Source organism: Jiangella aurantiaca, assembly GCF_004349105.1.
GTDB lineage: Bacteria > Actinomycetota > Actinomycetes > Jiangellales > Jiangellaceae > Jiangella > Jiangella aurantiaca.
In genome coordinates this window covers 1-23,477 of sequence record NZ_SMLB01000019.1, presented here as the reverse complement: position 1 = coordinate 23,477, position 23,477 = coordinate 1, and the positions used below count along the sequence as shown (strand labels likewise).

The 23,477-nt window shown below is 72.3% G+C and carries 22 protein-coding genes; 9 read left to right on the top strand and 13 right to left on the bottom strand.

Translation table 11 applies throughout. The features are described from left to right. Positions 1-47 precede the first annotated feature (47 nt). Positions 48-605 carry an MOSC domain-containing protein gene (locus tag E1262_RS15270; RefSeq protein WP_203453897.1) on the bottom strand — a complete coding sequence of 186 codons (558 nt, stop codon included), beginning with the start codon at positions 603-605 and terminating at the stop codon, positions 48-50. A gap of 126 nt (positions 606-731) precedes the next feature. Between E1262_RS15270 and E1262_RS15265 the strand changes: the two genes are divergently transcribed. From E1262_RS15265 to E1262_RS15250, 4 genes are all read left to right on the top strand, one after another. Further along, positions 732-1,280, top strand: coding sequence for a TetR/AcrR family transcriptional regulator (locus E1262_RS15265; RefSeq protein WP_132103999.1), 549 nt, complete (start codon positions 732-734; stop codon positions 1,278-1,280). After that, the gene (locus E1262_RS15260; protein WP_132103998.1) at positions 1,277-1,972 is read left to right on the top strand and encodes an SGNH/GDSL hydrolase family protein; all 696 of its coding nucleotides are present in this window, start codon (positions 1,277-1,279) and stop codon (positions 1,970-1,972) included. The genes E1262_RS15265 and E1262_RS15260 overlap by 4 nt, the downstream gene beginning before the upstream one ends. After that, complete coding sequence (locus tag E1262_RS15255) at positions 1,969-2,403, top strand: hypothetical protein (RefSeq protein WP_203453896.1); 435 nt, start codon at positions 1,969-1,971, stop codon at positions 2,401-2,403. Before E1262_RS15260 ends, E1262_RS15255 begins: the two co-directional genes overlap by 4 nt. A 128-nt stretch (positions 2,404-2,531) precedes the next feature. Beyond that, a complete protein-coding gene (locus tag E1262_RS15250; RefSeq protein ID WP_132103997.1) occupies positions 2,532-2,990 on the top strand; it encodes a GNAT family N-acetyltransferase in 459 nt (152 codons plus the stop codon). A gap of 99 nt (positions 2,991-3,089) precedes the next feature. On the opposite strand, the gene E1262_RS15245 is transcribed toward E1262_RS15250, so the two are convergent. Then, positions 3,090-3,608, bottom strand: a complete 519-nt coding sequence (locus E1262_RS15245) for an RNA polymerase sigma factor (protein WP_162605916.1) — start codon at positions 3,606-3,608, stop codon at positions 3,090-3,092. A 262-nt stretch (positions 3,609-3,870) separates the two neighbouring features. Here E1262_RS15245 and E1262_RS15240 point away from each other — a divergent pair, with 262 nt between their 5' ends. Then, positions 3,871-4,050 (top strand): hypothetical protein, encoded by a 180-nt coding sequence (locus E1262_RS15240; RefSeq protein WP_132103995.1) that lies wholly within the window; start codon positions 3,871-3,873, stop codon positions 4,048-4,050. Positions 4,051-4,061: 11 nt separating this feature from the next. Here E1262_RS15240 and E1262_RS15235 read toward each other — a convergent pair whose 3' ends face one another. The 5 genes from E1262_RS15235 to E1262_RS15215 form a co-directional block, all read right to left on the bottom strand. Further along, on the bottom strand, positions 4,062-4,580 hold the full coding sequence (locus E1262_RS15235) for a MarR family winged helix-turn-helix transcriptional regulator (RefSeq protein WP_132103994.1): 519 nt from the start codon (positions 4,578-4,580) through the stop codon (positions 4,062-4,064). Between the two features lie 5 nt (positions 4,581-4,585). After that, positions 4,586-5,200 (bottom strand): DJ-1/PfpI family protein, encoded by a 615-nt coding sequence (locus tag E1262_RS15230; RefSeq protein ID WP_132103993.1) that lies wholly within the window; start codon positions 5,198-5,200, stop codon positions 4,586-4,588. Positions 5,201-5,254: 54 nt separating this feature from the next. Further along, positions 5,255-6,019 carry an ABC transporter permease gene (locus E1262_RS15225; RefSeq protein ID WP_132103992.1) on the bottom strand — a complete coding sequence of 255 codons (765 nt, stop codon included), beginning with the start codon at positions 6,017-6,019 and terminating at the stop codon, positions 5,255-5,257. Positions 6,020-6,053: 34 nt separating this feature from the next. Beyond that, positions 6,054-6,857 (bottom strand): ABC transporter ATP-binding protein, encoded by an 804-nt coding sequence (locus E1262_RS15220; protein WP_132103991.1) that lies wholly within the window; start codon positions 6,855-6,857, stop codon positions 6,054-6,056. 103 nt (positions 6,858-6,960) lie between these two features. Beyond that, entirely contained in the window at positions 6,961-8,064 is a 1,104-nt protein-coding gene (locus tag E1262_RS15215) for a sulfite oxidase (RefSeq protein ID WP_132103990.1), read from the bottom strand. Between the two features lie 114 nt (positions 8,065-8,178). Here E1262_RS15215 and E1262_RS15210 point away from each other — a divergent pair, with 114 nt between their 5' ends. Then, positions 8,179-9,549, top strand: coding sequence for an FAD-binding oxidoreductase (locus E1262_RS15210; RefSeq protein ID WP_132103989.1), 1,371 nt, complete (start codon positions 8,179-8,181; stop codon positions 9,547-9,549). Between the two features lie 130 nt (positions 9,550-9,679). Here the strand turns inward: E1262_RS15210 and E1262_RS15205 are convergent, their stop codons facing one another. The 4 genes from E1262_RS15205 to idi form a co-directional block, all read right to left on the bottom strand. Next, positions 9,680-10,471 (bottom strand): endonuclease/exonuclease/phosphatase family protein, encoded by a 792-nt coding sequence (locus E1262_RS15205; protein WP_132103988.1) that lies wholly within the window; start codon positions 10,469-10,471, stop codon positions 9,680-9,682. Positions 10,472-10,495: 24 nt separating this feature from the next. After that, positions 10,496-11,143, bottom strand: coding sequence for a pyridoxamine 5'-phosphate oxidase family protein (locus E1262_RS15200; RefSeq protein ID WP_203453895.1), 648 nt, complete (start codon positions 11,141-11,143; stop codon positions 10,496-10,498). Between the two features lie 27 nt (positions 11,144-11,170). Beyond that, positions 11,171-11,677 carry a GNAT family N-acetyltransferase gene (locus tag E1262_RS15195; protein WP_420810530.1) on the bottom strand — a complete coding sequence of 169 codons (507 nt, stop codon included), beginning with the start codon at positions 11,675-11,677 and terminating at the stop codon, positions 11,171-11,173. Positions 11,678-11,978: 301 nt separating this feature from the next. Next, complete coding sequence (gene idi / locus E1262_RS15190; RefSeq protein WP_132103986.1) at positions 11,979-12,581, bottom strand: isopentenyl-diphosphate Delta-isomerase; 603 nt, start codon at positions 12,579-12,581, stop codon at positions 11,979-11,981. Positions 12,582-12,888: 307 nt separating this feature from the next. Between idi and E1262_RS15185 the strand changes: the two genes are divergently transcribed. Both E1262_RS15185 and E1262_RS15180 read left to right on the top strand, forming a co-directional pair. Beyond that, entirely contained in the window at positions 12,889-14,709 is a 1,821-nt protein-coding gene (locus E1262_RS15185) for an AfsR/SARP family transcriptional regulator (RefSeq protein ID WP_162605915.1), read from the top strand. Positions 14,710-14,795: 86 nt separating this feature from the next. Further along, entirely contained in the window at positions 14,796-15,311 is a 516-nt protein-coding gene (locus E1262_RS15180; protein ID WP_203453894.1) for a carboxymuconolactone decarboxylase family protein, read from the top strand. Between the two features lie 644 nt (positions 15,312-15,955). On the opposite strand, the gene E1262_RS15175 is transcribed toward E1262_RS15180, so the two are convergent. Beyond that, on the bottom strand, positions 15,956-17,203 hold the full coding sequence (locus E1262_RS15175; protein WP_132103984.1) for a Dyp-type peroxidase: 1,248 nt from the start codon (positions 17,201-17,203) through the stop codon (positions 15,956-15,958). After that, positions 17,203-18,030, bottom strand: a complete 828-nt coding sequence (locus tag E1262_RS15170) for a hypothetical protein (RefSeq protein WP_132103983.1) — start codon at positions 18,028-18,030, stop codon at positions 17,203-17,205. The genes E1262_RS15175 and E1262_RS15170 overlap by 1 nt, the downstream gene beginning before the upstream one ends. Positions 18,031-18,367: 337 nt before the next feature. Between E1262_RS15170 and E1262_RS15165 the strand changes: the two genes are divergently transcribed. Then, positions 18,368-23,477: SdrD B-like domain-containing protein (locus E1262_RS15165; RefSeq protein ID WP_203453893.1), on the top strand; the 5,110-nt coding region annotated here is incomplete at its 3' end.

Below are 23,477 nucleotides of genomic sequence, written 5' to 3'. Positions count from 1 at the left end.
ACAAGGAGGAGGGCCCAGCCGCTCGTGGTCGGCCTCGGTGACTGCGCTCACTCGGGGTCCGGCGGCAGGACGGTGAGCGTCGCCGGACCGAGCCGCAGTACGCCGTCGTCGAGAGGTGTGCAGCGCACGCCGCCGCGGCCGCGCAGTCCGCGGAACGCGCCCGGCGCGAGCACGACGTCCATCCAGGCGCACGGATGGGCCGGGCGGTTGGCCTGGAACCGGACCGCCCCCGGGCCGGAGTCGAGCGCGAACACCGCGCCCGGGTGCGGCCGGCGCGCCGCGAGGTCGTCGACCGGGAAGCCGCGGACCACGATGTTGCGCCTCGTCAGCAGCGGGTCCAGCGGACGGTCCAGGTCCAGCGATGCGGCGAGGTCGTCCAGCGCCTCCGCGTCGATCACGGTCACGGCGGCGTTGCGATGCGCGGGCCGGCCGAAGTAGCGGTCCCCGACGAGCCCGAGGCCGGCGCGCACCGTCACCTCCGTCCGGGCGGCCGGCTCCGGATCGGGCGTCGGCCCGTCCTGCGGCCGGCCCTCGTAGGCGTGCACCGGCGAGACTAGTAGCCCCACGATGTGGACCGGCGCGATGATCGGGCTGACGCCGGTCACCCGGCCACTGCCCCGTCGATCATGACCTTCATCCACCCTCCGATCGGCCGATAGACGTCCAGCCTACGGGGGCTGTGCTGCCCTGAAGCTTGTAAGTAAGTACTTACTTCTGCCATTCTGCGGTGCATGGCACCCGTCCGCAGTACCGCGACCCAGCGGCGGGCCGACGCCGTCGCCGCCGGGATGCGGGTGATCGCCGACGACGGCCTGACGACGGCCGCGATGCAGCGCGTCGCCGACGAGATCGGGGTGTCGCAGCCGTACGTCTTCCGGCTCTTCGGCAGCAAGCAGGGACTGCTGCTGGCCTGCATCGACGAGGTGGGGTCGCGGGTACGGACGACGTTCCGCTCCGCCGCGGCGGAGCGGCCCGGCGACCCGATGACGGCGATGGGAGCGGGTTTCCGCGAGCTGCTCGCGGGCGGCGTCACCGGTGGGCTGTGGCTGCAGGCGTCCGCGATCGCGCGGCACGACGAGGTCGTGGCGGCACGCTGCCGCGAGGTGATCGCCGTCCTCCTCGCAGAGACGGCCCGCCTGACCGGCGCCGGGGCCGACGACCTCGCCCGGTTCCTGGCCGACGGCGCGCTGGTGGTGCTGCTGCAGGCCATCGGCGTGGACCTGAGCGACGGCAGCCGGGCCGCCGTCGACACCCTGATCCCCGGAAGGGCGACCCCATGAATCGGCTGCTGTTCCCCATCGTCGCGCTGCAAGGGTTGTGGGTGCGCTCGACGTTCACGCTGGCCGGCCCGGTCGACGGACCGCTCACCGGCACCACCGGCGAAGGCGCCGGCCCGCCGCTGCGGGTGGCGATCCTCGGCGAGTCGACGGCGGCCGGGTCCGGCGTCGACTCGCACGACGACGGGTTCGCCGGCGGGCTGGCGGCCGCGCTCGCCGCTCGTACCGGCCGCCCCGTCGACTGGGAGGTGGCCGCGCAGTTCGGCGCGACCGCGCGGCGGATCCGGTACCGCCTGCTGCCCCGGCTGACCGGCGACTACGACGTCGCCGTGCTGCTGGCCGGCGCGAACGACGTGCTCACCCGGCGTCCGGCGGCCGACTGGGGCGCCGACCTCGCCGTGATCGTCGACGGGCTCGGCGAGCGCGCGGAGCGGGTCGTCGTCGCCGGGATCCCGCCGTTCGGCCTGTTCCCAGGGCTGCCCCGGACGCTGCGGCGCTATCTCGGCGAGCGGGCGGCCGCCCTCGACGCGGTGGCCCGCGAGGTATGCGCGGCGCGGCCGCGGGTGACATGGACGACCGTCGGCACCGACGTGCCGCCGTCGCTGGACTTCTTTTCGGCCGACCGCTTTCACCCGTCGGCGACCGGCTACGGGCTGTGGTCGTCGGCCGTCGCCGACGCGATCTCGCCGGCATGACCACGCTGCCCTTCGTCGACGAGCACCGCCTGCTGGTGGCCGCCCCGCCGGCGGCGGTGTGGTCGGTGCTCGCGGCGCACGTGCGCGACATGACGGGGGCCGGTCCGCTCGCGTGGGTGCTCGGGACCGACCCGCGCCGGGCGTCCGGCGTGCCGCTCGAGCCGGGCGCGACGGTGCCGGGCTTCGCCGTCGCAGCGGCGGAGCCGGAGCGGCTCGTGCGGCTCACCGGCCGGCACCGGTTCTCCCGCTACGCGCTCACGTTCACTCTGGCCGCGGCGCCGGGCGGGACGATGCTGAGCGCGCGCACCGAGGCGGCCTTCCCCGGGCCGCACGGACGGGCGTATCGGCTGCTGGTCATCGGCTCGGGCGCGCACCGCCGCATCGTCGGCCGCATGCTCCGCGACGTCCGCCGCCGCGCCGTCACCCGCTGACGACGCGCGCGATCGCCTCGGCGCACTCCGTCGGCACGTGATCATTTCCAGGGTACGGCCGTTGATCGGCACCGAAACCTCCGGGTGACACGGGCGCCATACGCTCGGGGCGGAACGAGAGGAGCATCATGAAGATCGCCGTCGACGACCTGTCGGGACCGGAGATCGCCGTCTTCCTGGACGAGCACGTCCAGGAGATGCGGTCCATCACGCCGCCGGAGAGCAAGCACGCCCTCGACCTCGATGGGCTACGCCGGCCCGAGGTGACGTTCTGGGTGGTCCGCGACGACGACGGCGACATCGTCGGGTGCGGGGCGATCAAGGCGCTGGACGAGCGGCACGCCGAGGTGAAGTCGATGCGGACGGCGGCCGCGCGCAAGCGCAGCGGCATCGCGTCGCTGGTGCTCGGGCACATCGTCGACGAGGCACGCCGCATGGGGTACCGCCGGCTGAGCCTCGAGACCGGCTCGGACGAGTTCTTCCTGCCGGCCCGGCGCCTCTACGAGAAGTTCGGGTTCGAGTACTGCGAGCCGTTCGCCGACTACGTGCCCGACCCGCTCAGCGTCTTCATGACCCGCACCCTTTAGGGCCTCTGCCGCGGCGCTGCCGTCCGCCACGATCCGACCAGTACGTCCAACATTCGCGATGCGCTCGCTGAGGTGCGCGACGGTGAAATCGCGCCCCCGTCAGCTCGCCGCCAGGTACGCCGTCCGCAGCGCGCGCCTGGCCCGGTGGGCAAGGCTGGCCACCGCGCTCGGCGTCATCGACATCGGCGCGGCCAGCTCGGCCGGCGAATAGCGCTCGACCTCGACCAACCACAGGATGGTCCGCCACCGCTGCGGCAGCGTCGCCAGAGCGTCCGAGGCGCCCTTGGGTTCGGTGTCGTACGGGTCGTCGCCGGCTCGCAGCGCGGCCGGGTCGTCGTGGCCGGCCAGCGCGGCGCGGGCCCGGCAGTGCTGGAAGGCCAGCCGCTTCGTCGTCGTGAAGACGTAGCCGGCGAACTGCTCCCGCGGGCCGCCGCCGGACCGCATCGACCGGAGCACCAGGTAGAACGCCTCCTGGACGAGGTCGTCGGCGGCGTCGGCGTCACGGACGATGCGATAGGCCACCCGCCGGGCACGCGGCGCCACCTCGCGGTACAGCGTCTCGAAGGCACGGTCGTCGCCCTGTCCTGCCAACGCCAAGACATCGGAACACTCGGTCATGTCACCCCCTGCTGCGATGACCCTCCGGGTAGCGGGCGACATAACACATCGGGGTAATCCACAGCGTGTGAGGTGTGGTGTACGGGAACCCGGACGAATCGGGCGTGTGTCGCAGATCACATCGGCCGTCGCGTGCTGATCCTTACGGCGGGGGTCTCCTACTCGACGAGGGAAAGCAGCCTCCTCCGGGCCGCGCCGGCGGGTGGGACGCCGACGACGTCCCGGAGGAGGTGCCCTCGGGGGGAGAATGGGAGGTCGCGACATGGCGCCGCGACGGGGGAGGTTCCGGTTGCGCCGGCGGCGGTTCGCCGACGTCGTGACGCCGGCGTTCGCGCGTGACCTGCGGGGGACGCTGCTGCTGGTCCAGTGGACTGCGTCGGCGTTGATCGTGCTCGTGCTGGTGGGTGCGGTGCTCGTAGCCGGACTGCGGACGGGTCTGTAGCCCCGACGAGCTCAGCCGCCGGCCGGGCGGTCCGCCTCGAGCACGGCGACCAGCATGCGCATCGTGGCCAGCGCGTGCGTGAGGTCGTCGAGGTCGACCTGCGAGCCGATGTGCTCGGCCCACGGATGCTGCACGAGCGAGATTCGGCGGATGGCCCAGTAGCCGGCCTCGGTGCAGGCCAGCAGTTTGGCGCGGCGGTGCGCGGGGTTGTCGCGGTACTCCGCCAGCCCCTTTTCGACGAGCAGGTCGGCGACCCGGCGCACGCCCTGCCGCGACATCCCCATGAGCCGGCCGATGTCGGCGTGCGTGCGCGGCTGGTCGAGGACGCCGCCCAGCACCTGCCACCACGCGGCGGTGATGCCGCCGGCCGCGGCCATGTCCTGCGCGGCCTCCATGAGCCGGGCGCTGAGCCGGAGCGTCGTCAGAGCGACGTCGGTCAGCGCCTGGCCGGCCGGAGTCGCCGGTGGCGGCTCCGGCCAGTCCTCCCGGGGCGGGACGACGGTGTCGGGGGCGGGCTCCGCTGCGGTCATGCGGATCAGTGTGCCTGCATGAGCACCGGGAAGGCGCTCGCGTCGGCGCGGTGGAACACGTCCTCGTACGCCTGCAGGGTCTGCTCCGGCGCCAGCCCGAGCCGGCTCAGCGTCGCGCGGGCGAACTGCACCGGCGAGTCCGGCCCAGCGGTGATCAGGTCACCGCCGACGACGGCTCGCGCGTCGACGTAGCGGTCCTCGCCGTGGTAGCCGTCGGCGGTCATCAGGTACTCGAGCGCGGCACTGGTGTGGTCGCGGTCGTCCAGCAGGCCGGCCCGGGCCAGTCCCGCGGTCGCTCCGCAGATCGCCGCCACCGGCACCTGCGCGTCGAGGAACCGGCGTGCGGCCGCGGCCCACACCTCGCCGCCGCCGGTGTCCCACATCTCCGCGCCCGCCAGCACCAGCAGGTCACTGTGCCGCGGGTCGAGGTCGGCGAGTGCCAGGTCCGGGGCGATGCGCAGCCCGCCCATGGTGGTGATCGGCTCGGCCGACTCGGCGACGGTCACGACGTTCCACGGCGTGCCGGTGAACCGGCCGGTGCGCAGTTCGACGAGCAGGTGCCCGATCTCCGAGTCAGCGAGCGTGTCGTACAGGGCGATGTGTGCGGTAGGAGCAGCCATAGACAACATGTTGTCATATCGGGAACAGGTTGTCAACCACTGATCTGCGAGGCGTCAGTCGTAGCGGCGCACCAGCCGGACGTTGAGGAACAGCATCAGCGCGCCGAACGCCGCCACCACGCCGAACCCGCGCGCCAGCACGTCCCATTGCAGGTCCTGGAGGATGAGCGAGCGCAGCGCCTCCATCACGTACGTGACGGGGTTGAACGTCGCCGCGATCTCCATGGGCCGGGTCAGCAGGTCGCGCGGCACGAAGTTGGGCGTGAGGAACAGCAACGGGAAGAACACCAGCCCGCCCGAGTTCGTCGCCGCGGCGCTGCGCGTCTTCAATGCGATGAGCTGCATGAACCCGGCGAAGACCATGCCCCACAGCGACGTGAGCACCAGCAGCAGCACCAGGCCGGCGGTGCCGCTGGCGATCGTCACGCCGAACGGCAGCGCGATGACGATCAGCGCGGCGGTGAGCACGGCGGTCTTCGCGCCCTCGGCGATCAGCCGGCCGAGCACCAGGGCACTGCGCGAGACCGGGGCCGCACGCAGCTTGTCGAAGTAGCCGCCCTCGATGTCCTCGACGAGGTAGAGCGCGGCCGAGCCGAACGAGGCCGCCAGCAGCAGCGAGCTGGGCAGCTGGAACGCCGCGTAGGTCTGACCGTGCAGGAACGGGGTGGAGTCGGACGGGAAGATCCGGCCGGCCTGGCCGAAGTTGACCACCAGGAAGAACACCGGGATGAACAGGGTCGGCGCGAGCGCCTCGGGCGTGCGCAGCGATTCGCGGATGGCGCGCCGGCCGAGCAGCTCGGTCTGGACGAGGACGCTCATTGTTCTCCCCCTGACGCCTCGCGGCGGGCCGCAGTCATGCCCCCACCTCCTGGACCTCGCCGGCCACGCGTTCGCGGGTCCGGCCGGTGGCGTCGAGGAACACCTCGTCGAGCGTCGGGTCGGACGACAGCGCGAGGCGGGCGCGCAGCTCCGCCTTGAGCGACGCCGGTGTGCCGGAGCGGACGATCCTGCCGTCGTCGATGATCGCCAGCCGGTGGCAGAGCTGGTCGGCCTCCTCCAGGTACTGCGTGGTGAGGAACACCGTGGTGCCGCGCTGGTTGATCCGCCGCACCTCGTCCCAGACGCCCAGCCGGCTGGCGGGGTCGAGGCCGGTCGTCGGCTCGTCGAGGAACAGCACCTCCGGCTGGTGCACCAGGGCCGACGCGAGGTCGAGCCGCCGTTTCATGCCGCCGGAGTAGCCCTTGATGCGCCGGTCAGCGGCGTCGGTGAGCTCCACCAGCTCGAGCAGCTCCTCCGCTCGTCCGGCCGCCTCGGCGGGGCTGCTGCCGAACAGCCGGGCCTGCAGCTCGATCAGCTCGCGCCCGGTCTGGCGCGGGTCCAGCCCGGCCTCCTGCAGCGCCACGCCGATCCGCCGGCGGACGGCGTCAGGGTCGGCCGTGACGTCGATGCCGGCGACGCGGGCGGTGCCCGACGTGATCGACAGCAGGGTGGTGAGCATTCGCACGGTCGTCGACTTTCCGGCGCCGTTCGGCCCCAGGAATCCGAAGACCTCGCCCGCCGCGACGCTGAGATCCACGCCGCGGACCGCGTCGACCGTGCCGGTTCGCCCGCGATACTGCTTCACCAGGCCTTCGGCCTCGATCGCGAGTGCGTTCATCGTCCCTCCTCGTGGTCTGTGCCACAGGGGGCGCACGCTGCGTCCCCACCGAGACGTCGAACCGTAGCGGCGGATTCCGACAAAGTCGGGCGGCGGAATTTTCTCAGCGGACGACGACGGTGACCCGCTGCGCGTGGTTGTTGGCCATGCCCTGCCGGTTCCAGGCCTGGTTGACTGGCTGTCCGTGGCCGGCGGCGTCGCGGGCGCGGGCCCGCAGCTCGTAGCGGCCGGACTGGGCCGCCGTCCACTCGTACCGCCAGGACCGCCACGCGTACGGGGCCGGCTGCGGGCCCAGCTCGGCCGGCCGCCAGCTGGCGCCGTCGTCGGTGCTCACCTCGACGGACTCCACCGGCGCCCAGCCCGACCACGCCCGTCCGGTCAGCTCCACCACCCCGCGGTCCACGACCCGGACGCGGCTCTGGAAGTCCGGCACACCCGGCGGCTGGATGAGCGCCTTCGGCAGGATGCGGGTGACCGGCTCGCCGGGATCGTCGGCCGCCTGCTTGAGCCGGTACGCCGTCGCGTTCTGGAAGCCGTCGAACTCCGACTCCAGCACGGCGACGTCGACCAGCCACTTCACGTGCGCCATGCCGTACCACCCGGGCACGATCAGCCGCACCGGCGCACCGTGCTGCGGCGGCAGCGGCTGGCCGTTCATCTCGTAGACCAGCAGGACGTCGTCGCGCAGGGCTTCGATGAGCGGCAGGCCGCGCCGGTAGGTCTGCTCGACGCCGCGCTCGAAACCGTGGTCGGCGCCGGTGAACGCGACGTCGACGGCGCTGGTGGCCACGCCCGCCTCGGCGAGCAGGCCGGCGAGCGGGGCGCCGGTCCATTCCGCGGTGCCGACCGCCTCGTCCAGCCACGGCTGGCTGACCGGCCGCGGGCTCAGCCGGGCCCGGCCGTTGCCGGCGCACTCCAGCGTGACGCGGTGGGTGACCCGCGGCCGGGCGCGCAGGTCGTCCAGGCGCAGCGAGAGCGGCCGCTCCACCGCGCCGGAGACCGTCACCCGCCAGGTGTCCGGATCGAGCGCCGGGATGTCGTAGTGCGTCAGCAGGTAGTGCAGGCCGGCCGGCGTGACGTCGTAGCGCAACGCCTCGAGCGGCAGGCCGTGGTTGCGGGCCGCGAGCCGCAGCTCGTCGACCGAGATGTCCTCGCCTGGACCGGCGATGCGCGCCGGTTCGCTGACCCACTCCTCGACCGTGTTCATCGTCCAGTCGTACTCCCCGGCCGCGCGGCTGGCAACAGTCCCAGCAGGTCACACGCGGCGTCACACGCCGGGGTGGGAGACCTGTGGGGTCGGCTGACATCCGAGGGGGAAACCATGTCCGAATTCACGCTCGACCAACTGCGCGAGCAAGTGCGCGGCGCGGTGATCGCCGCCGGCGACGACGGCTACGACCAGGCGCGGCGCGTGTACAACGCGATGATCGACCGCCGGCCGCGCGTCGTGGTGCGGGTCGCCAACGCGGGCGACGCCGCGACCGCCGTCCGGTTCGCTCGCGCGAACGACCTGGAGATCGCCGTCCGCGGCGGCTCGCACAGCGTGCCCGGCTTCGGCACCGTCGACGACGGCGTCGTCATCGATCTGGGCGGCATGCGCGGGGTCCGGGTCGACCCGGGCGCCCGGACGGCGCGCGCGGAAGGCGGCGCGACCTGGGGCGACTTCAACGCCGCGACGTATCCGTACGGCCTGGCCACGACCGGCGGCATCATCTCGACGACGGGGGTCGGCGGGCTGACGCTGGGCGGCGGCATCGGCTACCTGGCCCGCGGCCTCGGGCTGTCCTGCGACAACCTGATCTCCGCCGACGTCGTCACCGCCGACGGCCGCATCCTGGTGGCGAGCGAGCAGGAGAACGCTGACCTGTTCTGGGCGCTGCGCGGGGGCGGCGGCAACTTCGGCGTCGTCACGTCGCTGGAGTTCCGGCTGCACCCGGTGAAGGACATCTACGGCGGGCCGATGTTCTTCTCGCTCGACGATGCCGGCGACGTGCTGCGGTTCTACCGCGAGTTCATCCAGGACGCGCCGGAGCAGTTCGGCGGCTTCCCGGCGTACCAGATCGCGCCGCCGCTGCCGTTCATCCCGGCGGACCGGCACGGCGAGCCGTTCCTGGCGTTCGTCACCTGCTGGGCCGGGCCGCTGGGGGACGGCGAGCGGGTGCTCAAGCCGCTGCACGACGTCGCGCCGGTGGTCGCCGAGCACGTGGGGCCGATGCCGTACCCGGCGCTGAACAGTGCGTTCGACGGCTTGGTGCCGCCCGGCCTGCAGCACTACTGGAAGGCGAACTTCGTCCGGGAGTTGACGGACGACGCGATCGCGGCGCATCTGGAGCACGGGCCGAAGGTGCCCGTCGTCAACTCGACGGTGCACATCTACCCGATCAACGGCGCGGTGCAGCGGGTCGCGCCGGACGCGACCGCGTTCGGCCACCGCGACGCGACGTTCGCGGCGGTGATCGCGGGGATGTGGCCGGACCCGGCCCAGAACGACGCGAACATCCAGTGGGTGCGCGACTATTACGGCGCGACGGCACCGCACTCGGAGGAGGGCGGCTACGTCAACTTCATGGCCGGCGACGACCAGGGCCGGGTCGCGGCGAACTACGGCGGCAACTATGACCGGCTGCGGGCGGTGAAGCGCGCCTACGACCCGGACAACGTGTTCCACCTGAACCAGAACATCGCGCCGTAGTTCGCTGGCGGCCCTGGAGCGTCCTCACCACGTTGATCATGGAGAAACGCCCCTTTCCCGCGCCTCTGAAGGGGGAATTCTCCATGATCAACAGGGATTCAGGGTACGAGGGCACCCGCGTTGCCCGCCGTCACAGCGCGAGGTCGGCGACGACGGCGAAGTGGTCGGAGGGGTAGAGGCCCTCGACCGGCTCGTCCAGCACGGCGGCGCTCTTCACCGCCGGCGCGGGTCCGCCGGTGGATGGGCGGAACATGACGTAGTCGATGCGGCGGTTCAGTTGCTTCACCGCGCCCAGCGGGGCGTCCGGCAGCGCGGCGCTCAGCGTGACGCCCTCGCCGACGGCGCCGCTCGCTGTCCACGCGTCCGTGAGCGTGTCGCCGTCGGTGAGCGCGGTGATCTCCGGCGTGTCCGGGCCGGCGTTGAGGTCGCCGACCAGCAGTACCGGCAGCGTGCCGCCGAGGCTGCTCAGGTCGGTGACCAGCCGGGCCAGCGCCCGCGTCTGTGCGAGGTGGTCGTCGGCGAGGTGGGCGTGGTGCTCGGCACAGGTGCAGACGACGTACAGCGGGCCGTCGGGGTGCTCGACAACGGCGATCAGCGCCACCGGCGGCTGCTCTCGGCTAGACGGCAGGCGGTGCGTCCACGAATGCCGGATCGGCCAGCGGCTGAGGATCGCCAGGCCGAGGTCGACGCCGTCGTGGCCAGGTTCCTCGATGGGATGGGGCAGGGACGGGCCGGCGAACACCGAGTGCAGGCCCAACGGTGCCGCCAGCACCACGGCCTGCGACGCCTCACGGGCGGCCCACGACTCCTGCAGGCCGACGATGTCCGGCCGGAGCGCGACCAGGGTCGCGGCGATGCCGATCTGCCGCTCCCGCCAGCGCTCGCCGAATCGCCACCAGACGTTCCAGGTCATCACGCGCATGGCGGGTTCATACCCCGCTGCTGGTCAGTCAGACAGCGCCCGCACCGACGGCGGAACGGGGATGCCGGCGCGCAGGTCCGGTGCCGGAACGGGGTCGCCGTAGCCGCGGCGCAGCGGGACGATGCCCGCCCACGTCGGCCCGTCGACGTCCTCGGGGAGGTCGTCCGGCCAGCGCTCCGACACCTTGAGCGACCACTCGGTGATGGGCAGCGCGAGGATCAGCGTCGCGGCCAGTTCGCGCTTCGTCGGCCGGCGCAGCTCGGCGGAGCGGCCGGGCAGGATGCGGTCGACCAGCACGTCGAGGGCGCGCTCCTTCTCGTCGCCGTCGAGCGCGGTGAACCGGCCGAACAGCACCGCGCTGCGGTAGTGGAACGACGACTCGAACGACGCCCGCGCCACCACGACGGCGTCCATCGCGGTGACGGTGACCGACGCGGGCGCGCCGGCGCTCAGTGCCCGCAGCCAGGACGAGCCGGTCGACCCGTGCACCAGCAGCCGGTCACCGTCGCGGGCCACGGCGGTCGGGAACGCGACCGGATGCCCGTCGACCAGCACCGCCACGTGCCCCAGCAGGACGTCGTCGAGCAGGGCGTGCAGCGCGGCGAGGTCGGTGACGGCCTTGTCGGCCATGCGGGTCAGGCGGGTCGGCGAGGAGGGCGGGTTCGTCACCATCGTGGCATTGTGCCCTGCCGCGAGCGCTCAGCTCGTCGCCGCGGGCACGGCGAACGAGATCCAGACGTCCGGCGGCAGCTCAGGCCGGCCGGGCACGGCCCGCCGTTCCTCCGTCCACCGCTGCCCGGCCAGCGCCGTCGCGACACGTCGCCAGAACCGGACCGCGCCGGTGTTGGCGTCCTGGAAGGCGACCTCCCACGTGCCCGGGTGCCGTTCGACGACCTCGCGGACGGCGGCCAGCCCGCCGCCGCGGCGGCGCAGCCCGCGGACGACGAAGAAGCTGTTCAGCACACGGGTCGGTGCGGCCAGTCCGCGGACGATCGCGAGGCCGGCGGGGTGGTCGTCGTCGGTCACGATGTAGGCCAGCCGGTCGGGGTCGGTGAACGCGGCGGTCAGACGGTCGCTGCGGAACGTGCCGTCGGGATTCGGCAGCCCGCCCTGGAACTCGGACATGTCGTGCCGGAACATCAGCCACAGCCGCTCGAGGACGGCGTGGTCGGCGGCGCCTGCGGGACGGACGACGGGCATGGACATAGTGCTCCCTCGGGATGGGGTGTGGTGAGGACGGCGGGCCGCGAACCGGGCCTAGAAACGCCGAAAGCCTCCCGGGTCGGTGGAGCCGAGCCGGAAGGCGTGCCGTACACGATCATCATAGCGGTCCCGCGTGTGCGTCGGTAGACCCGGTCGCGCGCCGAGCGGAGACCCGATGCCGTCACTCGTCTCGGGAGCACCTCGCTCGCCGCGAGACCGCATGAGGCCGGGATCAGCCGGCCATCCGGCATTCCGGCGAGTGAGGTGCCGGCCGGGCGAGTGAGGCGTAGCGCCGCGGCGGCTCTCAGGCGGCCGAGCCGAGCGCGGCGGGCGGAAGCGCGCCCCAGTCGCCGGGTGGCCAGGCGAGCGGATCGTCGGGGAGCGCCGCCAGCTCGGCCACCTGCCAGGCGCACCACGGCGACACCTCACGTCGGCCGGCCAGGACGTCGTCGCGGAACATGGACCAGGGGACCCACTCCAGCCCGCCGACCTCGGACGCGTGCGGCTCGGGCGGGTCGGCCGTCGTGGCGGCGAAGACCGGGCAGACCTCGTTCTCGACGACGCCGTTGGGCATCACGGCGCGGTAGCGGAACCGGGGCAGGACGGGGCGCAGGTCGCTCAGGCGGATGGTCAGCTCGTCGACCGCCCGCCGCGCCAGCGCCGCGACCACGTCCTCATCCGGACCCGGGTGGCCGCAGAACGAGTTCGTCCACACGTCCGGCCACGTCGGCTTGCTGGCAGCGCGCTTGGTGACCAGCAGCGAGCCGGCGGCGTCGAACACGTAGCAGGAGAACGCCAGGTGCAGCGGCGTCGCCGCGTGGTGGACCTCGCTCTTGAGCGCCGTGCCGACGGCGGCCCCGGCCGGGTCCAACAGCACGACTCGCTCGCCGACCAGTGTCTCTGCCATCGCGCCGTCCCCCTTTCGCGCAACGCCGTCGAAAGTGCGTCCGTGCAGGATGCCCCACGCGGCCGCTCCAGGGCAATCGCCATCACACGCGTCTTCACACGGGGCCGCCGGATCGTGCGCGATGGAGTGGCAGCACATCCGAGCACAGGGGGACACCTTGGGAACGCTGCAGGCATACGCGGAACGGACGGCGCCGGCCGCCGGGCGGGCCCACGGCGAGGCGGACGTACGAATCCGCAAAAGACGAGCGGCGAATCGTTCCCTGGCGCGGGTTCCGGGGCCACAATCGACCCAGCGGGGGGTACGCATGGGGACGATCCGGCTCCTGGGGCCACCGGCCATCGAGCACGAGGGCCGGCCCGCACGTGCGCCCCGCGGCCGGAAGGCATGGGTACTGCTGGCGTACGTGCTGCTCGCCGACCGCCCGCCAAGCAGGCAGCGGCTGGCCGAGCTGTTCTTCGCCGACGCCGACGACCCGCTCGGCGCTTTGCGCTGGACGCTGGCGGAACTGCGCCGCACGCTCGGCCGGTCCGACGTGCTGACCGGTGACCCGGTCTCGCGCGGCGGCCTGCCCGACGACGCCGTCGACGCGCGGGCGCTCATGGACGAGCTGGCCGACCCCGCCCCACTGCTCGAGGCCCGCGGTGAGCTGCTCGAGGGCGTCTACGTGGCGTCCTGCCCCGAGGTGGAGTCATGGCTGGCGGTCGAACGGCACCGGGTATCGGCGCTGATCGAGACCCGCCTGCGGCAGACGGCGGTGACGCTGCTGGCCGCCGGCCGGGCCGCCGACGCCGTCCCGTACGCCGCCCGGGCAGTCGAGCTGAACCCGCTCGAGGAGGGCAACCACGAGCTGCTGGTCCGCAGCCTGGCGATGGCCGGAGACCGGACGGCGGCGCTGCGGCAGGTGGCGGCCGGCCGCGACGTGCTCCGCCGCGAGCTGGGCGTCGAGGCGTCGGAGGCGCTGACGGAGGCCGCGTCGGCCGGGTCGGACTCGCCCCGGACGCCGGCACTGAGCGGCCGGGCAGCGGCCCTGAGCCAGCTCGACGCGGGCCTGGCGGCGATCGACGCGGGCGCGATCGATCCCGGCATCCAGTGCCTGCGCCGGGCGGTCGCCGAGGCGGCCCGCTGCCGGGACCCGCAGCTGCAGGCCCGGACGCTGGCGGCGCTCGGCGGGGCACTGGTGCACGCCGTCCGCGGCCGAGACGAGGAAGGTGCGCTGGTCCTGCAGGAGGCGCTGCGGTTCGCGGCGGTGGCGGGGGACCGCGCCACCGCGGTCATCGCCCACCGCGAGCTGGGCTACGTCGAGGTGCTGGCCGGCCGCCGGTCCGCCGCCGACCGGTGGCTGTCCAAGGCCCAGGCGCTCGCCGAGACCGACGCCGAGCTGGCCTCGATCCTGGGCGTGCGCGGGCAGAACGCCTCCGACGAGGGCGACTACCCAGCGGCGTTCATCCACCTCGGCGAGTCGATCGAGCGCGCCCGCGCCGCCGGCGATGACCGGCAGGAGGCGTGGTCGCTGTCGATCCTGGCCCGGGCGCACCTGCTGCGCGACGAGCGGCACCAGGCCGCGGCGGCCGCGGACCTGTCGATGCGCATCGTCCAGCAGCAACGGTGGATGGCCTTCCTGCCCTGGCCGAAGGCACTGCGTGCCGAGGTGGACCTGCGCAACGGCGAGCTCGCCGCGGCCGCCGACGCGTTCGAGCAGTCCTGGGTGCTGGGCTGCCAGGTCGGCGACCCGTGCTGGGAGGCCATGGCGGCTCGAGGGCTCGGCCTGCTGAGCGCCGGACGCGGGGACCACCGCGCGGCCGCCGAATGGCTGGGCGAGGCGACCGTCCGCTGCAACCGGGTGACCGATCGCTACCACTGGATGCAGGGCCACATCCTGGACACCGCCATCGACTCGGCGCTGGACCGTGGCGACGAGGGCCGGGCCCGGCCGCTCGTCGCCACGCTCGGCGCGCTGGCCGCGCGCGGCGACATGCGCGAGCTGGTGGTGCGCGCGCAGGTGCACCGGCACCGGCTCGGCGACGGTGGCGCGCTCGCGACCGCGCGAGTGCTCGCCGCCGACGTCGACAACCCCGCCCTGCTCGCCCTGATCGACGATCCCGACCGACCGAAGGTGGCACGATGACCGGTCGGCATTTCCTCGGCGACGCACCGGACTAGCCCGGCGCGCAGCGCCTCTACGACGACGACCTGGCCGAGGACGGCTACGTCATGAACGTCTCGCGGCTGTGGACGTACGGCCCCGACGAACACGAGAAGCTGTTCGACCTGATCACGCACGTGTGGGAGAGCAACGGGATGACGTTCCGGCAGCGCGGCATCCTGGTCGGCGCCACCGCGTCGGCGCTCGGCGACTCCGTCTGCTCACTGGTGTGGGGCACCCGGCTGGCCGGCGAGGCCGACCCGGAGACCGCGGCCGCGGTCCTCACCGGCCGCGACGACGGGCTCACCGCGAAGGAGCGGGCGATGGCGGCGTGGGCGCGCAAGGTGGTCCATGACCCGAACGGCACCGCTCAGCGCGACGTGCAGGAACTGCGCGACGCCGGCTGGGCCGACGGCGAGATCTTCGCCATCACGGTGTTCTGCGCGCTGCGGGTGGCGTTCTCGACGGTGAACGACGCGCTCGGCACCCGGCCGGACCCGCAGATCCTGGACCACGCGCCGCAGGCCGTCCTCGACGCCGTCGATTTCGGCCGCCCGATCGAGGAGGTGGCCCCGATCCCGTGATCGTCTTCGGCTCTCCGACCCGTCGGCTCGGCGTCGGTGCGGGTTGTTGCCCGTGTGCCGACGTTCCGTGCGCCGGGTCTGCCGCGTCGCCGTCCCCCCCGGCTGCCCCATTCTCTTGCCGCGAACCCGCGCCGTTTCGCCCCGATTCGCCGGATTGTGGACGGCGGAGATCATCAACGATCGGCTACATCACCAGGATTACCCGAGCATCACCACGCCTACAACCGTGTCGACGCACGGGTAATCCTCGTGATGCCCCCCGAACCGCCGTGAAATCTCACCAAGTGGACACCGATGGCGGCCAGAACAGCCAGAACCCCGCCCGACACGCCGTGACCGTCGCCCGGACCGACGCCGTCGCTCGACACCCGGGCACCGTCGCCCGACGCCCCGTCGCCACACTCCCCCGTCCCCCTGATAGCTGCCCGTTCTTCGGCCGCTTGCGTGCGGGTCAAGCGGTCATCGCCGGCGCGAAGCGCCCAACAGTCCGCTTGAGGCGCGCGTGCGCGGCCAAGAGAATGGGCAGCAGGGGGACGGCCAATGCCGCCAACTCCCAGCCAACGCGGCGAACGCCCGGCGTGTCCGATTCACGGAACGGGTCGAGGAACCTCACGTTCGCTCACGGCGACCGCAAGGGAACCTGATCACGGCAGTGACGCGCCGAGGGGACGGCCGGCGTCGAATCCGGGCAGGATCAGGAACGTCGCGCTGCCGGTGGGCGTCACGTACTCGCCCAGGTCGTCGACCTCGTCGAGGCGGAACTGGGTCTGCACGAACGTGCGCAGGTCGCGCTGGAAGCAGACGAACAGCAGGCCGGCGTCGGATCCGCCGTCGTCGAAGGCGTAGCCGCGGCGCAGCATCAGCGCGCTGCCGGTGACCGACGGGTGCGCGGCCCGCACGTGGGACCGGGCCGGGGTGACGTACTGGCCGTCCGGCGTCTTGGCCAAGAGGTCGACCTCGCCGGTCGGACCGCCGCCGGACAGCGGCGAGCCGTCGTTGCGGTGCCGGCCGACGATCGCCTCCTGACGCTCGACCGGCTCCGCGGTGAACCGGGGGACGTCGAGCCGGAGCCGGCGCACGACGCAGATGCTGCCACCGGCGAGCGGGCCGGCGGAGATCCACACGTGCTCGTCCTGCTCCGCGGCGGTCTGCGGGACGATGACGCCGTCGTGGAAGCCGAACGGGTTGCGCGCGATGGTGCCGGTGCCGGGCGCCCGGAAACCGCGCTGCGACCAGCGCGGGACGGCGTCCGGCGCGGCGCGCTCGACCAGCCAGGACGCGGCCCGGTGTACGTCGTTCGGGTCGTTCGCGTAGACGGCGATCAGCAGGTCGCCGCCGGTTCGCTCGGGCGGGACGGCGGTGTCCTTCGCGAACGCCGGCAGCGGCTGCGCGCCAGGGAGATCGGCGCCGAACGCCGCGACGACGCGCGGGCCGAGCCCGACCGTCGCCGTCAGGTCGCCCGGCCCATCCAGCAGCCCGGCCTCGGCCGCCCGCTCGCCGGTGAGGTCGAGGATCGCGGTGCCCAGCCGGGCGCACAGGGCGCGGACGGCGTCGCGGAACGGCGCCGTGGGGGACGGCGTCGCGACCAGGTCGAGGACGAGCAGCAGACCGTGCGGCTGCGGCGTGCCCGGCCGGGCGATGCCGGCCTGGTGGGTGCCCGTGGGGTCGACGGCGTCCGGCCGTCCGGCCGAGGCGGCCGGGCCGTCGTCGGACGCGGTGGCGGCTCGGCGCTCGCCGTCGTCGGCGGTCGCCCGTCCGGCGGCCAGTCCGGCGGCGCCCGCGAAGCCCGCGGCGGCACCGGCGGCGGCCAGCCCGCGCAGCAGGTCGCGGCGGCGGGTGCGGCGGGGCGGCTGCTGGTCGTCGGACAGCTGGTCCGTGGTGGGCTCGCTCATCAGCCGCTCGCCGTGGTCGCGAGGAACTGGCCGGCGAAGTCAACGCCCGGCGCGTCGGAGAAGTCGACCGCGGTCCAGTCGCCCGCGGCGCCCAGCCGCGCCTCCAGCCGCAGCAGCCGGCCCTGTTCGTCGACCCAGTACCGGACCGTCGCGTCACTGCCGTCCGGCGCGGTGGTGGCGGTCGCGGGGTCGTAGGCGCGGTCGGCGGTCGGCCCGGCCACGACGTCGACGGGCACCCCGTCGACCTCGTCGGAGCGCAGCCAGCGCGCGTCGGTCTGCTGCAGCAGCAGCGGGTTGTCCGGCCGGTCGCTGGCGGCCTGGAAGACCAGCGCGAGCATCGCGTGCAGCCGGGACTGCTCCGGCGCCAGCGTCGACGACGTCCACGCGGTGTCGTCGGGCGGGGGGAGCGGCGGGTCGTCGGTGGCGGGTCCGACCGGCGCGTGCGACGTGATCTGGGACAGCGTCCACGCCACCAGCTCAGGGTCGGCGCCGTCCTGGCTGACGTTGACGTAGCCGACGTGCCGGGTGAAGTCGGCCCAGCCGTCGACGGAGAACGTGCGGCCGTTGTCGATCACCTCGAACCTCAGCCCGCGGACGCCATCGGTGTAGTTCGTGTACCGCATCATCGACAGCCGCTGCGCCTCGTCTCCGGTCAGCGGCCGTGGCCCGTCACCGGACTCCGACGCGCTCGGCGCGGCCGCCGGATCGTCGTCGCCCGAGCATCCGGTGAGGGCGATGACGGCGATCGTGGCGAGCGCGGCAAGCGCGGCGACGCGTCCGAGCCGGCGTGCGGGCGGACCGCTCGGGCGGCGGCCGGGTGTGGTCATGGCGCCGAGTGTAAGCACCGTCGTGCCTTACTGACCTGGCAATTCGGACACTCAGACCGCGGAGTTCCGCTGAGAAACGTGATCTGTGTCACATTGCGTGCTGATCGAGATGCGAACCGCCTCTTCACGGTCAGCGCCGGTGCGTACCCCGACCCGGGAGCCAGCGGCGCCGGGATGTGCACCCGCAGTTGTACGACAGCAACGGAGGACCCCTGTGAGAGCGCTCCAGGAACGCGGCCACGGCCGACCGCCCCACTCCCGCCCGCGACGGGCCCGCGCAGCGATAGGGGGACTCGCCGCGTTGGGCCTCCTGGGGTCTGTGCTCGGGGCGGCCGGCATGTCCACGCTGCCGGCCGAGGCCGCCGTCGGTGACCCCATCACCGGCACGATCTGGCAGGACTACGACTCCGACGGTATGTACGACACGTTCGAGGAGTCGGGCCTGCTGGAGGGCATCGAGGTGTACGCCTACGACGCCGAGGGCAACGTCGCGGGTCCGGCGATCACGGACGCGAACGGCAACTACTCGCTGCCGGTGACCAGTGACGCGGGTCCGTGGCGGGTCGAGGCGAACGTGCCCGACACGCCGGAGTGGGCCGAGTGGCGCGACTCCGTCGTCGGCCGGGCGGCCGGGCGGAGCAACGGCACGACTGTGCAGTTCATCGACTCTGTGCCGGCGACGGAGGTGGACTTCTCCTTCCAGGTGCCCAGCACCTTCGTGGAGAACAATCCTCACGTGTTCCTGCCGGCCTTCCGGTTCGGAGCGAGCGACGGTGCCCAGGGCGGCAGCTTCGGCGGGGCAGCGCACGAGTACGAGGCGATGAGCCCGAACACCACCACCGCCGTTCCGACGACCATGCAGGTGCCGTTCGCGCAGGTCGGCGCGACCTACGGCACGGCCTGGCAGCGCGCCGAGGAGCCCGGCGGCATGGGGTCGGTGTTCGCCTCGGCCTACGTCCGGCGGCACTCGGGCCTCGGCCCGGGCGGCATCGATGCGATCTACAAGATCACGTCCGACGACGGCACCCCGTCGTCGCCGACGGCCAGCGCCGACGTCTTCGTGAACCTGTCCGACTACGGCATCGACGTGGGCAGCGACTCCGATGACGGCGCCGTCGCAGGCGATCCGAACGGCCTGCGTCCCTCCATGACCTTCGACAACCCGGCGTACAGCTGGCTGCGCGATGTGCAGGCGTGGGACCGGGTCGGGCGGGTCGGTCTCGGTGCGATGGAGATCTCCAACGACCAGGAGTCGCTGTTCGCGGTCAATCTGTACAACCGGTCGCTGGTGGAGATCGAGATCAGCCGGGACGGCACGCAGGTGCTCGGGGTGACCGAGCACGAGCTGGATGCGTACTTCCCGGACGCCAGTGACCTGCGCCCCCATGGCATCTCGGCGAACCCGCTGACCAACGAGATGTACCTGACGGTCACGAACACCGCCGAATCCACCGGGAACCGGGCCGACCTGCATGCCTTCGTGTACGCGTTCGACCCGGCCGACCCGACCGACCTGCGCCTGGTGCTCGACTTCCCGCTCGACTACGAGCGTGGCGTCCACGGCCCCTACAGCGCGAACTATCGCCCGTGGAGCACCAACCCGGCGGCCTGGCTGTCGCAGCGGTATCCGTTCAACGCGGCGGAGGACATCATGTACACCGCCGTGCCGATTGTCGCCGATGCGCGCTACCTGCACGGTGATCTGATCGTCGGCATCCGCGATCTGGGCGGTGATCTTTTCGGCGCGCAGACGGCCTACGCTCCGGGCGACGACCGTCTCGTCATCAGCCGCTCGCTCGGTGGTGAGCTGCTGAAGGCCGGCTCGAACGGGGACGGCACCTGGACGATCGAGCAGAACGGCGTCGTCGGCGGCGTCAAGGGAGCGGGATCTGCCGGTGCGTCGCAGCTGAGCGGCCCATCGGGGCCGGACAAGTTCTTCGTGGACCTCTGGCTGAACGGGTCGGAGCACCTCGGCGCGACGCTGGTGGTGCCCAGCCGCGAGGACGGCATCCTGGAGACCGGCATCCACGCCGCCGAGGGGGCGTTCCAGGTCGGTACCCGCCGATTCCTTCAGAACACCGGTGCGCCGGTGGAGCCGCGGGGTGCGGCGATCATCACCGGCACGAACGTCGGGCCCGGTGCGACCACGAAGGGTAATGGTCTGGGTGAGTTGACGGCGATGGCGTCGGCGGCGCCGATCGAGATCGGGAATTATGTCTGGTACGACGTGGACAACGATGGTGTGCAGGATCCGGATGAGGCGGTGGTCGCGGGTGCGACGGTGAATCTGTACGAGGTGGCCGCGGACGGCACCCGCACGCTCGTCTCGACCACCACGACCGACGCGAACGGGGAGTACTACTTCTCGTCGAACGACGCCGACTACCAGCTGCAGACGCACACCGACTACGTCGTCGGCGTGGACAACCCGGCCGACTACGAACCGGGCGGGCCGCTGGAGAACTGGTACCCGACGGTGCCCGACACCGGTGACCCGAATTCCGTCGACGCCGATCGGAACGACTCCGACGGCATCGTGGAGACCACCGAGGACGGCGACTTCCCGTATGCCGCCATCACCACCGGCGGGCCGGGCGAGAACGACCACACGATCGACTTCGGCTACTCCAACATCGACTACGAGTTCGACAAACGCATGGTGTCGGGTCCGACGGAGAACCCGGACGACGACGGCACCTGGACCATCACCTACGAGCTGGTCGCCGAGAACACCGGCATGATCCCCGGGGCGTACCTGCTCACCGACGACCTGACCGGCTACGGCGATGGCATCGTGGTGGTGGACACCCAGGTCGTCAGTGGTCCGCCGCAGGCTGAGGGGCTGCTGAACCCGGACTGGGACGGCACCGGTGACATGAACGTCGTCACCGGCGAGGTGCCGATAGCGCCGCAGTCGACGGTCGAGAACGGCACCGAGCACGTCTACACGCTGACGGTGACGGTCGCGCTGGAGACGGACCCGCAGACCGGTGAGGCGATCGCCACGCCGGACCAGCTGGCCTGCACTCCGGAGCAGGTTCCGGGTGAGGGGACGACGGGGCTGTTCAACACGGCCACGATGGACCCGACCAACCACGAGGACCTCACCGACAACGAGTGCAGCGAGCTGCCACTGGTGACCCTCGACAAGACGGTCGTCACCGAGCCGCACGTCGTCGACCGGGAGAACCAGCCCGGCGTGTGGGAGATCACCTACGGGCTCACCGTCACCAACGAGACCGACGTCCCCACCGACTACGACCTCGAAGACGCGCTGCGCTTCGGCACCGGCATCGAGATCGTCGACGGCTCGGTGACCACCACGAACACCGTCCCCGGTGACATCACCACGCGGCCGGAGTACGACGGCGTCACCGACCTGCTGATCGTCGAAGACCAGCCGATCGGCGAGCAGGAGTCGCACCAGTACACCGTCACCGTCCAGTTCACGGTGAATCTGCCGAACCCGCCGGCGCAGCCGGACCCGTCGGACTGCACGCTGGCCGGCGAGGGTGAGGACGGCACGGGCCTGTACAACGACGCGAACTCGTCGTTCAACGGGTACCCGGACGAAGACACGGAGTGCCGTGAGGTGGGGCAGCCGACGCACACCAAGTCGCTGATCTCGGCTGAGCCGATCGGGAACGGGCAGTGGCAGGTCGTGTACGGCATCGACGTGATCAACAAGGGCGTCGCCGCGACGTTCTACGACCTGGACGATGAGCTGCACTTCACCGACCAGGTCACGATCGTGTCCGCCGACGTCACCGCGTCGCCGGACGGGGTGACTCTGTTCGATCCGGCGTGGAACGGGCGGGACGAGCTGGTCATCGCCGAAGGTGTGCCGATCCTGGGCACCGACGACGAGGGGTACGCGCCGCACCACTACGAGCTGACGGTGATCGCCGACGCGCCGCTGCAGTTCGAGATCGGTGAGGGCGGCTCGGATCCGACGGCCTGCCCTGGTGAGGGGGAGGACCCGACGGCCGACACGGCGTTCAACAACACCTCGACGCTGACCGACGAGTCCGGCCTCGAGGAAGACGATCAGGCCTGTGCGGAACCGCCGTCGATCGACATCGACAAGACGATCAGCGCCGGTCCGACGTCGAACGGCGACGACACCTGGACCATCACCTACGACCTGGTGGCCACCAACACCGGCCAGGGTGACGGCGTCTACACCATCACCGACCAGCTGCGCTACGGCGAGGGCATCGTGGTCGAGGACGCTCAGGTGATCACCACACCGGAGGGTGTGACGGCGCTGGACACCTGGACCGGCCAGGGCCCGGCGGACGATCCGGCGAACGTCATCGCCGAGGACGTGCCGCTCGCCGCGGGCGGGGTGCACATCTACCAGGTGCAGGTGGTGTTCTCCCTCGACGAGGACACCCTCACCGAGGAGTCGATGGCCTGCCCGGAGCCGGACTCCGGCGAGAACGGCGGGCTGGCCAACAGCACCGGCATCGAGCACAACGACCTCACCGACGACGACGAGGCGTGCCTGAGCCTGGGTGAGCCGGACCTGGACAAGGAACTCGTGTCCGCCGAGCCGGTCGGTGACGGGCAGTGGCAGGTCGTCTACCAGTTGACGGTGAACAACCTGCTGCCCGGCGAGACCACCTACGACCTCGAGGACGAGCTGCTGTTCGGCGACACCGTCGAGGTCGACTACGCCGAGGTCACCGACTACCCCGACGGGGTCGAGGTGAACGAGGACTGGGACGGTCTCGAGGACACCCTCATCGCCGAGGATGTGCCGCTCGCGGGGATGGACGACGAGGCGTACGCGCCGCACGTCTACACCATCACCGTGGTGGCCGACGTGCCGCCGAGCTTCGAGGTGGACGATGACGGCAACACGCAGGCCGCCTGCCAGGACGAGCCAGGTTCGAACTTCGAGAACGGCGGGCTGAACAACGCCGCGACCCTCACCACCGAGGGCGGCGACGAGCTCACCGACACCGACTGCGCGGACCTGCCGTCGATCCACCTGGACAAGACGATCGCGTCCGGGCCCACCTCGACCGGTGAGAACGCCTACACCATCACCTACGAGCTGGAGGTCACCAACGACGGTGCCGCCGCCGGGGACTACGTCCTGTCCGACCAGCTCAACTACGGTGCCGGCATCGAGATCGTCGACGTCACCGCGGCCAACACCGAGCCGGGGGACGTCCCGGTGCTGGACACCTTCACCGGCCAGGGCGCCGAGCCCGACGCGGCGGAGAACGCCATCACCGGCGACGTCACCATCGACGTCGACACCACCCACACCTACCAGGTGACGGTGGCGGTCACCGTCGACCCGGCCACCGCGACCGCCGAGTCCGTCCAGTGCCCGGCAAACCCGGACCAGGGCGACACCGGTGGGCTGCTCAACCTCGGCCTGGTCGACCACAACGACCACGAGCTCGACGCCGACGCCTGCGCCCCGCTCGACC